Source organism: Dermatophilaceae bacterium Sec6.4 (assembly GCA_039636865.1).
GTDB lineage: Bacteria > Actinomycetota > Actinomycetes > Actinomycetales > Dermatophilaceae > Allobranchiibius.
Window position 1 is genome coordinate 485,526 of record CP144172.1, and the last position, 12,893, is coordinate 498,418.

12 protein-coding genes are annotated in these 12,893 nt (G+C 63.0%); 6 read left to right on the forward strand and 6 right to left on the reverse strand.

Annotation, left to right across the window (positions count from 1 at the left end; genetic code table 11):
* The first annotated feature begins 2 nt into the window (after nucleotides 1-2).
* The 6 genes from yidD to V3G39_02465 all read left to right on the forward strand — a co-directional run bounded on the left by yidD (nucleotide 3) and on the right by V3G39_02465 (nucleotide 4,941).
* The gene (gene yidD / locus V3G39_02440) at nucleotides 3-284 is read left to right on the forward strand and encodes a membrane protein insertion efficiency factor YidD (GenBank protein XAS76915.1); all 282 of its coding nucleotides are present in this window, start codon (nucleotides 3-5) and stop codon (nucleotides 282-284) included.
* A gap of 47 nt (nucleotides 285-331) precedes the next feature.
* Nucleotides 332-1,486, forward strand: coding sequence for a membrane protein insertase YidC (yidC, locus tag V3G39_02445; protein XAS76916.1), 1,155 nt, complete (start codon nucleotides 332-334; stop codon nucleotides 1,484-1,486).
* Nucleotides 1,487-1,529: 43 nt separating this feature from the next.
* Nucleotides 1,530-2,084, forward strand: coding sequence for a R3H domain-containing nucleic acid-binding protein (locus V3G39_02450; protein ID XAS76917.1), 555 nt, complete (start codon nucleotides 1,530-1,532; stop codon nucleotides 2,082-2,084).
* A gap of 12 nt (nucleotides 2,085-2,096) precedes the next feature.
* A complete protein-coding gene (rsmG, locus tag V3G39_02455) occupies nucleotides 2,097-2,741 on the forward strand; it encodes a 16S rRNA (guanine(527)-N(7))-methyltransferase RsmG (protein XAS76918.1) in 645 nt (214 codons plus the stop codon).
* A gap of 309 nt (nucleotides 2,742-3,050) precedes the next feature.
* Entirely contained in the window at nucleotides 3,051-3,941 is an 891-nt protein-coding gene (locus tag V3G39_02460) for a ParA family protein (GenBank protein ID XAS76919.1), read from the forward strand.
* Complete coding sequence (locus tag V3G39_02465; GenBank protein ID XAS76920.1) at nucleotides 3,934-4,941, forward strand: ParB/RepB/Spo0J family partition protein; 1,008 nt, start codon at nucleotides 3,934-3,936, stop codon at nucleotides 4,939-4,941. The genes V3G39_02460 and V3G39_02465 overlap by 8 nt, the downstream gene beginning before the upstream one ends.
* Nucleotides 4,942-5,734: 793 nt before the next feature.
* Here V3G39_02465 and V3G39_02470 read toward each other — a convergent pair.
* The 6 genes from V3G39_02470 to V3G39_02495 form a co-directional block, all read right to left on the reverse strand.
* The gene (locus V3G39_02470) at nucleotides 5,735-6,970 is read right to left on the reverse strand and encodes an IS256 family transposase (protein ID XAS76921.1); all 1,236 of its coding nucleotides are present in this window, start codon (nucleotides 6,968-6,970) and stop codon (nucleotides 5,735-5,737) included.
* Nucleotides 6,971-8,278: 1,308 nt separating this feature from the next.
* Nucleotides 8,279-8,605 carry a thioredoxin gene (gene trxA / locus V3G39_02475; protein XAS76922.1) on the reverse strand — a complete coding sequence of 109 codons (327 nt, stop codon included), beginning with the start codon at nucleotides 8,603-8,605 and terminating at the stop codon, nucleotides 8,279-8,281.
* A gap of 111 nt (nucleotides 8,606-8,716) precedes the next feature.
* Nucleotides 8,717-9,688, reverse strand: coding sequence for a thioredoxin-disulfide reductase (gene trxB / locus V3G39_02480; GenBank protein XAS76923.1), 972 nt, complete (start codon nucleotides 9,686-9,688; stop codon nucleotides 8,717-8,719).
* Between the two features lie 115 nt (nucleotides 9,689-9,803).
* On the reverse strand, nucleotides 9,804-10,550 hold the full coding sequence (locus V3G39_02485; GenBank protein ID XAS76924.1) for a hypothetical protein: 747 nt from the start codon (nucleotides 10,548-10,550) through the stop codon (nucleotides 9,804-9,806).
* Between the two features lie 87 nt (nucleotides 10,551-10,637).
* On the reverse strand, nucleotides 10,638-11,213 hold the full coding sequence (gene sigM / locus V3G39_02490; protein ID XAS76925.1) for an RNA polymerase sigma factor SigM: 576 nt from the start codon (nucleotides 11,211-11,213) through the stop codon (nucleotides 10,638-10,640).
* Complete coding sequence (locus tag V3G39_02495; GenBank protein ID XAS76926.1) at nucleotides 11,210-12,859, reverse strand: protein kinase family protein; 1,650 nt, start codon at nucleotides 12,857-12,859, stop codon at nucleotides 11,210-11,212. The genes sigM and V3G39_02495 overlap by 4 nt, the downstream gene beginning before the upstream one ends.
* Nucleotides 12,860-12,893 lie beyond the last annotated feature (34 nt).

Below are 12,893 nucleotides of genomic sequence, written 5' to 3' on the forward strand. Positions count from 1 at the left end.
CGATGAGGTCAGTACCCGCGAGGTCACTGAACCAGTGGTTGGCATGGCCGCTGGTCACGCTGGTGCGGCTCTACCAACGCTTCATCTCCCCGCTGTTCCCGCCGTCCTGCCGGTTCACGCCGTCCTGCTCGGCGTACGCACTGACAGCACTGCAACGCTTTGGTCTTCTCAAAGGCACCTGGCTGGCCGGCCGTCGACTGCTGCGCTGCAACCCCTGGAACGACGGGGGCGTGGACCACGTTCCACAGAAGAGACCATCGGACGACCTTCGCCACGCGGCGTAGTCGCCCGGCTGCACTGACCAGCTCACCCGAGACACACCGAGGACATCATGTTGGACACCCTGCTCTTCCCGCTCGAGTGGTTCGTTGCTCTGGTGATGGTGGGCTTCCACGACGGGCTCACCGCGATCGGTCTGAGCGCGACCTCAGGGCTGACCTGGGCTCTCGCGGTCGTGGGCCTGGTCGTGGTGCTACGGATTCTGTTGATTCCGCTGTTCGTCAAGCAGATCAAGACATCACGGCGGATGCAGTTGATCCAGCCGCAGATGCAGGCGATCCAGAAGAAGTACAAGGGCAAGAAGGACGCCGAATCCCGTCAGAAGATGACGGAAGAGACCATGGAGCTCTACAAGCGGACGGGCACCAACCCGTTCAGCTCGTGCTTGCCGATCCTGCTGCAGGCACCGTTCTTCTACGCGTTGTTCCGGGTGCTGAATCACCTGGGGGACATTGCAAACCTCAAGAAGGACCCCGTCGGTCTGATGACTCAGGCCGCGGCACGGCAGGCTGAGCAGTCGTCTCTGTTCGGCACCCGGCTGTCGGACTCGTTCCTGCACACGAACGGATCGGGTTCGGCGAAAGTCGTGGCCATGGTCCTGATCGTGGCGATGGCCGGAACGATGTTCCTCACGCAGCGTCAGCTGATGCGCAAGAACATGCCTGCTGCGGCCTTGGACAACCCGATGGCCAAGCAGCAAAAAATCATCATGTACATCATGCCGCTGTTCTTCTTCGTCACCGGCCCGAGCTTCCCCATCGGTGTGCTGCTCTACTGGCTGACCACAAACGTATGGACCATGGGACAGCAGTTCTATGTCATCCGTCGGATGCCCGCACCCGGCTCGGAGGCCGAAAAGGCCTTGGAGGAGCGCCGTCGTGCCAAGGGCAAGTCACCCCTGGGTGAGGCCGTGAGTCTTGACAAAACGGCCGCGATCGCGGCGGCCGACCTTGGAAATGACAGTGAATCGGACACCAAGCAGAGCCGCCAGCGGGTGCAGCCCAAGAAGGGTCAGCGTCGATCCCCAGCAGCGTCATCGCTGGTCGATGACCTGAACGGCGTGGCGACGAGCGGTATCGACCTGAACAGGTCATCGCCGGCTTCAAGGGCTCCGGGAGCCCCCGTCAAGAAGAACGGTGCCGCTAAGAACGGCGTCGCTGCTGGGAACCTCTCGCCCTCTGCAGCCAAGAACAAGCGCAAGCGGTGATGCCGACCGTGTGCGACCACCTCGCAGTAGATCTGGAGTTTTGATGACCCACGACACCACCCAGCCTGAGGCGCTCATCGAGGACGTCGCGGAGGCGTCCGACGAGGCACCTTCGACCACCAGCAGGGCATCCGGACTGGACCGTGAGGGGGAGATTGCGGCCGACTTCCTGGAAACGCTGCTGGACATTGCAGATCTCGATGGCGACATCGATGTAGACGTCGACGGTGGTCGCGCAGCAGTTGCCATTGTGGACTCTGAAGAGGGGCGGGTGCCACGCCGCCTGGTGGGCCAGGACGGCAAGGTGCTGGAGGCGTTGCAGGAACTCACCCGGCTCGCCGTGCAGGCGCAGACCGGCGAGCGCAGCCGGTTGATGCTGGATGTGGCGGGACATCGTGCCGCTCGTCGGGTAGAGCTGACGGTCATTGCCAAGGAGGCAGCCCAGACTGCGCAGCAGACCGGCGAGCCGCAGCCGCTGGATCCGATGAGCGCCTTTGAGCGCAAGGTCGTGCATGACGCGGTGCTGGCTGAGGGCCTCGGTTCAGAATCTGCTGGAGTGGAGCCGCGGCGTTACGTCGTGGTGTTACCGAAGGCTTAGGTTCCGTTTCACGTGGAACCGTCCGCACGGAGTGAGCTACCTGCACCGCCACTGGTAGCCGAGTCGCTCTTCGGTGATCGTCTCCCAGCTGCGGAGCACTACGCGTACCTGTTAGCCACCACGGGTGTGGACCACGGACTCGTGGGTCCGCGCGAAGTGCCGATCCTGTGGGATCGGCATATTCTCAACTGTGCCGTCCTCGGCGAGGTGATCGCGCCCGACGCCAGAGTTGCTGATGTGGGTAGTGGCGCGGGCTTGCCCGGGTTGGTCCTGGCGGTACTTCGCCCCGACCTGGATCTGGTCCTCGTTGAGCCGCTGCAGCGACGGGTTACCTGGTTGGAGAATGCCATCCACGAGCTTCGGCTGCCGAACGTGCAGGTGCGCCGGGCTCGTGCACAGCAGGTGGTCGGACTCGAAGCTGACGTCGTGTGTTCACGTGCGGTAGCAAGGTTGTCGAAATTGCTGGGTTGGAACCTCCCACTACTTCGGCCCGGTGGCCAGATCCTGGCTCTCAAGGGTGCTTCCGCACAGGAGGAGCTCGATGAAGCCAGTGCGCAACTTCGACGCGCACGCGTTGTATCGAGCGATGTCCTGCGGTGTGGCGTGGGCGTTGTCGATCCGCCCGCAACAGTGATCCGGGTCGTCACTGCCGGGTAATCGAGCACGTGCATCCAACGACGACGGCACACCACAAGGAGAGATGCAGTGACCGAGACCGGCCACGACACATTGGCGTCCCCCACCTTCGAAGCTCCTACCGGCTGGCCCCTGCGGACGACGTCGAGCGGGGTGAATGAGCCAACTACTCACTGCCCCACTGCAGTTGGCTGGCATGGATTAGTGCACACAGTCGCAGACCCGCCTGCCGCCAGCATCCTGGTGAGCGCTCATGCTGTAGATGTTGGTGACGCTGCACCGGTTGATTCTGCGCCGACATCGGAGTTTTCACTGGACGAACTGAAACTGATGAACAGTCCGATCGCGGCCTCCCTGGCGAGCACCACGCGTCGGCGCGATGTCGTGGATGCAATGGCCGTTCGTCGGCCGGCGAAAACGCGCATTTTTACGGTCGCGAACCAAAAAGGTGGTGTCGGGAAGACGACGACGACGGTCAACGTGGCAGCTGCATTGGCTCAGTCGGGCCTGCGCGTTCTGGTGATCGACATCGACCCGCAGGGAAACGCCTCGACTGCGCTCGGCATACCGCATCACTCCGAGATTCAAGGCACCTACGAGATGGTCGTGGATGGGCTCGCGCTGAGCGAGGTCCTCCAGCCGTGTCCCGATGTCGAGAACCTGTGGTGCGTGCCGGCCACCATTGATCTGGCAGGCGCGGAGATCGAACTGGTCTCGATGCCGTCACGTGAACATCGCCTACGAGCGGTGCTCCAGGACTACTTCGACAACTGCACGCCCGATGAGGTGTTCGACTACGTACTGATCGACTGCCCGCCGAGTCTCGGGCTACTCACGGTCAATGCATTCGTGGCGGCGAATGAAGTCTTCATCCCGATCCAGTCTGAGTATTACGCGCTGGAAGGTCTGTCGCAGCTCGTCCACAACGTCGAACTCATCAAGGAGCACCTCAACCCGTCATTGCAACTGAGCACGATTCTGCTCACAATGTACGACGCGCGCACCCGACTGTCGGCCCAGGTCGCCCAGGAAGTACGCAACCACTTCCCCGACCAGGTACTGAAGGTATGGATCCCGCGATCGGTGCGTATTTCAGAGGCTCCAAGCCATAGTCAGACAGTGATGACGTATGAGCCATCCTGCACCGGCGCTCTGTCCTATCTGGAAGCCGCCAAGGAATTGGCCGGTCGCGCTGACGGGTACCGTTCTGTCCATGACTGACAAGCGACGTGGCCTAGGCCGGGGTCTGGGCGCGTTGATTCCACCGGCTCCCAGCGACACCGCCATCGGGCGGCCCTCCGATGTTTTCTTTGCGCAGCGCACCGAAGGTTTCACGGGAAACACTGGACTGGACAACGCGGTCGATGCGGACACCACGATGTTACGAGCGGTGCCTGGTGCGCAGTTCGCTTTTTTGAACGTCGCAGAGATCACCCCCAATTCGCGTCAGCCCCGCCAGGTGTTCGACGACGATGACCTCGCCGAGCTGACGCACAGCATTGCTGAGATCGGTGTGCTGCAACCCATCGTGGTTCGCGAGATTGCGGCCCAGGATCGCGTCGAGGGTGGACCAGCATATGAACTGATCATGGGCGAGCGGCGGCTCCGCGCGAGTAAGGCTGCCGGCAATGAGGCAATCCCATCCATTATCCGCAGCACAGCGGATGATGACATGTTGCGCGACGCTCTCTTGGAGAACCTGCATCGCGCCGCACTGAACCCCCTCGAGGAAGCGGCGGCGTACCAGCAACTACTCGATGATTTTGCGTGTACGCATGAACAACTCGCCGCAAAAATCGGACGATCCCGCCCGCAGATCTCGAACACGATCCGACTGTTGCGATTGCCTCCCCTCGTCGCACGTCGCGTTGCGGCGGGAGTGCTCAGTGCGGGTCACGCGCGCGCGCTGCTGTCCCTACCGGATCAGAGTGCGATGGAAAGCCTGGCACAGCGCATCGTTGCCGAAGGCCTGTCGGTGCGCTCAACAGAGGAGGTAGTCGCGCTCGGTGTCAGTGACACCGTCGGTATCCGATCCACGCCGACGGCTGGGAACCGTCATCCGGCCCTCGATGACATTGCATCGAGCTTGTCGGATCATTTGGACACTCGAGTCACAGTTCAGCTGGGTAAACGTAAAGGCCGCATGGTGGTGGAATTCGCGAGCATGCAGGATCTTCAGCGCATCATGCAGACGTTGGGCGTAGCCGCTTCTGACCAGTAATCGAATATGGTGAACGACCGGCTACCTCGCCGTTTCACGTGAAACATATCGTCGGCCAGTTTGCTGCCGGAATGGTACCCAGGGGCGAGAGCTTCGAGGCTGGGATCGGGCGTGAGGTGGCCCAGTCGTTGACGCCGAGGCTCCCCCGAGGTGTGTCTGTGGGCCAGTGACTTCTAACTTGACGGGTTTCAGGTCGGGCTGCGCTTCGCCCAGCCGCGTTCGCCGCTCACTGAAAGAATTGTGCCCAGATGCCGCCCACGGTCATGGTCAAGCAGGTGGAATGGTCGGGTTCGAGGGACGTTAGCCACCAGTCGTCGACAACTCAAAGTTCACAACCGTGCGTCCAAGTGCATGGCCGAGCGCGCCGACTACTACCTTGAAATGTCGTTCAAGGCGGGGTGGCGCTCACAGCGATCTTTGGATGGTCAGGTCGTTTCGATGCTGCCTGGGCGACCTGCACATGTCCGATAGTGCGGCGGAGCTCAGGTGGCCTTCGATCGCTGCCGCTGGTTTGTTGGACAGCGGGGTCTGACGGCTGGGTGACCGCCTGGTCAATCCATGCGCGATCGGACAAATGGTGCAGCTGAATCCGACCTCGAATACGCCAGGATCACACGCCAGCGCCGCCTCACCGACGTCACGTTTCACGTGAAACGTCGAGCCGCTCCTGCAGTGCTGACGCGGCTGCTCTTGTTGCGTTCGCTGATCGGCGACTTGGGGGCCGGATTCCGGTAGGGTGACGCCCCGCTGAGTGGTGGGGTTTCGTCACACCGTGCGGGTTAGTGGGTTCAGGTTATGCGGCGTTGATTTCTGGGGCGGTGGTGGCCTCCTTGTCGGGGTGGCGTGGGGCGGTCAGTTCGGTCATTGAGGCGGCGGAGAAATAGCGGCGGTCGGCGGCTTCCCATTCGTCGTGTTGCTCGACCAGAACAGCGCCAGCCAGGCGTAGTAGGGCGGCGGGGTTGGGGAAGACACCGACGACGTCGGTGCGGCGTTTGATCTCTTTGTTGACTCGTTCCAACGGGTTGGTGGACCAGATTTGGCGCCAGTGTTTCATCGGGAAATCGGTGAATGCGAGCAGATCGTCTTTCGCGTCGGTGAGCATCACGGCGACCTGGGGGTGAGACCGGGCCAGCATCCGGGTGACTTCTTCGAACTGGGCCAGCACGTGCTTGGCGTCCGGTTGAGCGAAGATCGTTCGGATAATCGAGGCGACCATGTCCTGGTTATTCCTGGGCACGACGGCGAGCACGTTGCGCATGAAATGGACCCGGCACCGTTGCCACGCCGTTCCCTGCATGACCGTGGAGATGGCCTTCTTCAACCCGGTGTGAGCATCAGAGATGACCAGCTGCGCCCCGTGCAGCCCTCGGGCTTTCAGCGACCGAAGGAACGCGGCCCAGAACGGCTCGGACTCGGTGTCCCCGACGTCGAACCCCAGTACTTCGCGGCGCCCGTCCGCCGCGACACCGATCGCTACGACGATCGCTTGGGACACCACACGGTGGTTGACCCGGGCCTTGCAATAGGTCGCGTCCAAGAACACGTAGGGAAAGGCCATCGCGGACAGGTCCCGGCCGGTGAACGCACCAACTTCCAGATCCAAGTCAGCGCAAATCCGTGACACCTCGGACTTGGATATCCCGGTATCGGCGCCGAGAGCTTTGACGAGGTCATCAACTTTCCGGGTCGAAACCCCGTGTAGGTAGGCCTCCATCACCACCGCGAACAACGCCTGATCCACTCGGCGCCGTCGTTCCAGTAGCGAGGGAAAGAAGCTCCCACGTCGCAGTTTCGGGATCCGCAGTTCCAGGTCACCGGCCGTGGTCGACAACGTCCTGGGCCGGGTCCCATTGCGTTGGGTCGTGCGCTCATCGCTGCGTTCATACCTGCCCGCGCCGATCACGGCCGCGGCCTCGGTATCGATCAGCTCCTGGTAGAGCGCTTCGGTGATCGAACGGATCCGATCCGAGACATCCGTCAGTTTCAGTTGGGCCAACAGGTCAAGCAGGGCAGACTGGTCAAGAGCCATCGTGCGTGTGTCCTCTCGTGAGATTCCTAGACAGTTCTCACTGACCATCGCACGATGGCTCACCTCATTCAGGACAAGCCCGGAACTACACCACTCGACGGGACGTCACCTTCCGGTAGATGACCCACTGCGGTGGCAGTCGTGCTCCAGGAGCAAGCGGAGCTTTTGATTCGCACCACCGTCGAAGCGCTGGTGGGGCCAGCTTTAGCGCTGGTCAAAGGGGTGTTGTCCGGCTGAATGACAGGCCCCGGGCGCGCGTTCGGTCAGTTTGCGAGAGGTTGCGCCCGAAGTACGTCGGGATGGCGCGGTATGGCTGAGCTGCGCACTGATGGCGATGGCGGACAGCACGTTGTATGTCGAAGCCGAAGGCGAGCACGCGTTGCGGGAGGTGGGGTTCCCCAAAGAGCGCCGTGTGCACTGACGAGTCGTGGTCAGGCTGCTCGTCAGCCGGCACGGGGCCCCCTCAAAAATAGGGTGCATCGAACGTAACAAAGTTTAGAAGCGGGCGAGGGTGCCGATCGCGACCCAGGTCATTTACCGGCATAACCTGGCAGACCGGGTTTGATGCGGACGCGCACGCAGAGATGGTCTCTACAACCGGAAAGCGTTGGGCCAAGGGAACCTGCGGCATGGTGTCGGATCCCGGAGCACGAGGCACCGATTGACCTTGGGTCCTATGTGCGGTGGTACGGCGACGCCTTCGACGATGGCTCCGAACCTTCGCCTCGCTCCGTAGCGTGGCTCCAGTGGGATCGACACGGTGACGCCGAAGTTCGGACGTCACCGGGGGGACAACACCAACTCGAGGCCGAGCCGATGTAGGACCCGACGAAGCATGAGGTGTCCCAGCGGGCGGTGTGGGCGTACTGGCACATGGGCCCGGTTCGCGACTACAGAATCCTGGGGTTGCAGGAGGAGAAGGGACGGGGTGGTCGTCGCGGGCAAAAGGGCCGCACAAGCCGAGATCCGTCACAACCGCGGCCAGGCACGTGTGCTGGACGAGGCATCTATGGCTGGGGCGACCGGCTGGTCGGGTTGAGCAGATACGTCATCACCATGCCCGCCGAGTGCGCGTCATCGATGTGTCGTTTCACGTGAAACATGGAGTGGCTGCCACAGTTCCGATGCGGACGCGCTCCGCAAGTTTGCCGATCAAAACCCCAAGCCCGCCCGTTGGCGGACACTCCATCCCTGGGGCGTTAGCGCTACCGCAAGGGTGCGCACAATTTCGACTAGTCGACGAGCACACGCAAAACGGCCGCTCCATCTGACGATGGGGCGGCCGTTTCACGTGAAACATGACTGACGTCAGTTGAGGAACGGCTCCAACTCACGCAACAGCTTGGGCTTGGGAAGTGCGCCCACAAGGGACTTCACAACTTCGCCGTTGACGTAGACGTTCAGCGTCGGGATCCCGGTGATGCCGTACTTTGCGGCGATCTTCGGGTTCTCGTCGGTGTTGAGCTTCACGACGTCGATCTTGTCGGCATGGGCAGCAGCGACCTCTTCGAGGATGGGAGCCACGGCTTTGCACGGCCCGCACCAGGGTGCCCAGAAGTCGACGAGAACTGGTTTGGTGTTCTGTAGGACGTCGGCCTCGAACGAAGCGTCGTTGGTTTCCTTGGTTGCACTCATGTGTTCAGCCTTTCTGTGGGTGCTGACGAAGGCGACACCGGCAGGTGCCGGTCGCCATTGATTCAGCGAGATCGTTGGTAGGTAGTGAAATCGACGATCCGATGAGATTCACTACGCTGTGGCCAGCTGTGCACCCTGCGACGCAGCATCGTGGTCGGCGAGGAAGCGTTCGGCGTCCAGACTGGCAGCGCAGCCGGAACCCGCAGCGGTGATCGCCTGCCGATAGGTGTGGTCCACCAGATCGCCGCAGGCAAAGACACCCTCCACGTTGGTAGCGGTCGAACCGTCCTGGGTGAGCACGTAGCCTTCATCGTCGGTATCGACAACCCCGAGCACGAGCTCGTTGCGCGGTAGATGACCGATGGCCACGAAGATGCCAGTGACCGCTAGTTCCCGCTCGGTGCCGTTGACGGTGTCGCGCAACGTCACGCCGGATACCTTGGCATCGCCGTGAATTGCGACGACCTCACTGTTCCATGCATAACGAATCTTGGGGTTGGCAGCTGCCCGATCAGCCATGATCCGGGAGGCTCGCAGTTCGCCGCGTCGATGGATCAGGGTGACGGTTGACCCGAAACGGGTCAGGAAGGTGGCCTCTTCGATGGCTGAGTCTCCGCCGCCCACTACAGCAATGTCCTGCTCGCGGAAGAATGCCCCATCACACGTCGCGCACCAGGAGACTCCGTGTCCGGATAGTCGCTGTTCATCGGCCAACCCCAGCTGACGGTAGGCAGACCCCATGGCGAGGATGACGGAATGGGCTCGATGCACCACTCCCTCGCCATCGGTCACAGATTTGACGGCGCCGCCCAGGTCGACGGCAGTGACGTCGTCGCGGATGAGTTGCGCGCCGAACCGCTCGGCTTGTGCGCGCATGGACTCCATTAGATCCGGGCCCATCACACCGTCGGTGAACCCAGGGAAATTCTCGACCTCGGTGGTGTTCATCAAGGCGCCACCCGCTGTCACAGAACCCTCAAAGATAACGGGGGCCAGGTTGGCTCGTGCGGCATAAATAGCTGCGGTGTAACCGGCTGGGCCGGACCCGATGATGATGACATTGTGGACGGTTTCAGCGGTCACAGAACGAGGTCCTCGCAGCAGGGGAGCGCCCGGTCGGGTCGCTTCATAGTCTCAACCGATACTAGATGAGGCTTGTTCCCCTGCGGTCTGGATCGTGGTGCTCGCCGACGCGAACTCAGGTGGTGACGCTGGCGGGGCCGGCCAACGGTGTGGACGTACTACTGCAACTACGGCTGACTACCCAGGCCGTGTTCGTGGTGCCTTTGGTGAGCACGACGGCTACTGCCGGCGACCCGTTGTACCGGGCGAAGTCGACGACGATGCGATCCGGGTTGCCCGCAAGTGCCGAACCCAGGGACCCCAGACAACCGATGATGCCTTCCGAGGTGGCCATTGCACCGTACTGCTGTACGACGCGAGGAGGTACGTTCGTTCGCAGTGGACTGTTGAGTAAGGTCACCGCCTGAGTGGGTAACCCGGCGCGCGTGTAGTCCTGTCCGGTCTGGGCTACCGATATCCGGTTTGCGAGATTGCCGACCTGCACCGGGGCTTGGGCAACCGGCGCGTGCGGGGTGTCCAATGCGGCGTAGCCGACCGCACCTGCGCCCAGCAGCACCACGGCCGCAGATGCAGCAATCACCATTACTCGCAGCGGATTTCGCGATTTTCTGCGGCGAGCTCGATGCGCGGCGAGCTCGTCGACATGTCCCGGGGCGCGGCGACGCTGTTCATCAGCCAGTACAGCCTGAATGCGGTCCGCTACGGACGTAGGCATCGGACCCGGATCGTCCACCCGTGCCAATAGGGCGCGGATACGCTCTTGCTCCTGCTTCGTGCTCGTCCGGTCCTGACCGTGCTGATCGGCCGATTCGTCGCCGTCGTGGGAGTCACCGGTAGACCCCTGCGCATCATGAAGCGTCATCGGGCCCTCCTGTCATTTCAGTTATGACGTTCCCCGACGTGACGCGGTTCCCTGAACCTGACAATGAATCGAGAGGGCAGGCCGATGTCAACGCCGCGCCCCGTACCCGTTGTTGTAGCCGCCGTCATTGCGGTCACGCAGCAACTCGGCCAGTGCGCTGCGGCCACGCGCACAACGGGACTTCACAGTTCCCTCTGCCACTCCCAGTAGCTGCGCGGTTTCACTTACCGACATGCCTTCCATGTCCACCAACGTCAGGGCCAGCCGCTGACCCTCCGGTATCGCACCCAGGGCCTGCTGCACATCGAGCTGTACCTCCAGGCTTGAGTGGCGATCGTGCCGATCGACCAACTCGTACTCGGGCAGCTCGCTGGTCGGTTTGATACGGCGCAGCCGGTCCAGGCAGGCGTTGACAACGATCCGATGCAACCAGGTGGTGACTTTCGCATCGCCGCGGAACGACTCAGCGCGCCGGAACGCCGAGATAAAACCATCTTGGACCGCATCTGCGGCCATTTCCGGATCACGGGTGGTGCGCAGCGCCACGGCCCACATCCGGTCCCTGTGTCGTCGGAACAACTCGCCGAAGGCGTCGACGTCACCGCGCACATGGGCGGCCAGCAGCTGCTCATCGCTGACGGTGTCGTCGTCGGAGACGCTCACGACGTGACCTTGACCTGCGCGATCTGATCGCGGTACCCGTTGGTCAGGAACTGGCTCAGCGACGTGATCCAGACGATCACGTAGCGCCCGGTGGTCGGCGTGCCGGTCACCTTCTGATTTCCGGAACCGTTGTTCAGCGTGCCGAACGGGGTGGCCCCGGTGATGCTCTTCTTGTCCGTGACGAAGACCTGCAGCGTGGTCGGGTTGCCGACGACGTTGATTTCGACGCTTCCGACCTGTTTGCTGGCGCCGAGGTCGAGCAGTAGTCCGGCGCCCTTCTTGATCCCGCTGAACTGGGCGGTCCGGTAGATGTGGGTCACCCACATGGTGCTGTCGTTGCCGTCGATCACCAGCGGGGCGAGCTCGTTGTGCTCGTTGTTGTTGCCCTCAGGATCGAAGCCGGTGGCCGAGACCACCTTGATCGGGGTCCCTGCGGGCGTCGTACTGCTGGTGGCTGCGGCGGATGACGCGGGCGCCTTCTTCGACGAAGTGACGGCAGAGGTGCTGGACGTAGGCCCAGCTGTGGGCGAGCTGCCGCCGCCGAGGCCGCGCAGCCCGTAGAAGGCCGCAACCACCGTCAGTACCAGCAGTAGAGCGACGATTCCCAACGCCAATCCGCTGGTACGACGATCAGGCTCGTCCAGCCCGGAGGGTAGGTAGGGAGCCGGTGGTTCCAGCGCTACATCGCTGGGGTCACGTTGTGAGCGCAGGATGGGCACGTCGCCTGCGTCGTGGAACTGGGTCTCGTCGCCATCGGAGTCCACCAGTCCTGCTGATGCGCCCGCACTCTCGAAGTACCGCACTGTCGACGTGGTGGGGACGGGTTCGGCCTGCTTCTCCCCATGACCGGTGGCCCCGATATCGCGCCCACCGGCACCGTGCACCCGCTCGGCGGACCACGGCGACAGCAACCTCGCCAGATCACCGGGCGTGCTCGGTCCGGAACCGTCGATGAGTACCTGGCGGCAGACGGTGTCCAGGTCGGACGGGACCCGGGTAACGACGGCGGCAGGGGCGGCCAGGACACCCTTGGCATCCCTCGTGGCCGCGGGTAGGTCAGGCACTGCGTCAGGACCTGGCCACCGTCCGGTGAGGGCGGTGTAGAGAATCTGGACCAGTGCCTCGGCATCCGTACGCGACGCCTGCCCGGCCGGGACGTCGTCGAGGCCGGTCAGGGCACTGTCGGTAGCCACTCCGAGGACGGTGACCGAGCCGTCGCGTGAGCGCACGATGTCGTGTGGGGTCAGGCACAGATGATGCAGGCCACGCGCGGCGGCGGTGTGCAGACCGGCGGCTGCCTCACCGACGATGCGTCGTGCCTCCTCGGGGGGCAGGGTCTGGAACTGCAGCAGCTCGGTGACCGACTCGGCATCGTGCAAACGCTCGGTGACCACGTAGGACCAGTCGCCCTCGACGCCGACGTCCAGGATGCGTAACAGGTGGTGATCATCGACGCCTGCTGCGCGACGGGCGCTGTCCAGCGCCGCCTCGGCGTACGGATCGTCGGAGGGGAACGTGATCGCGGTCACCGAGCGGTCCAGGGTGCGGTCGGTGGCGTGCCACTGGCGGTGGTCACCGACCGTGCCGACGCACGTGACCAGCTCGTACCGCTCAGCGAGCGCGACGCCCTCGCTCAATTCCTGCACACCTGCTCCTGCTTCGTCGTGGTCGGTCGTGATC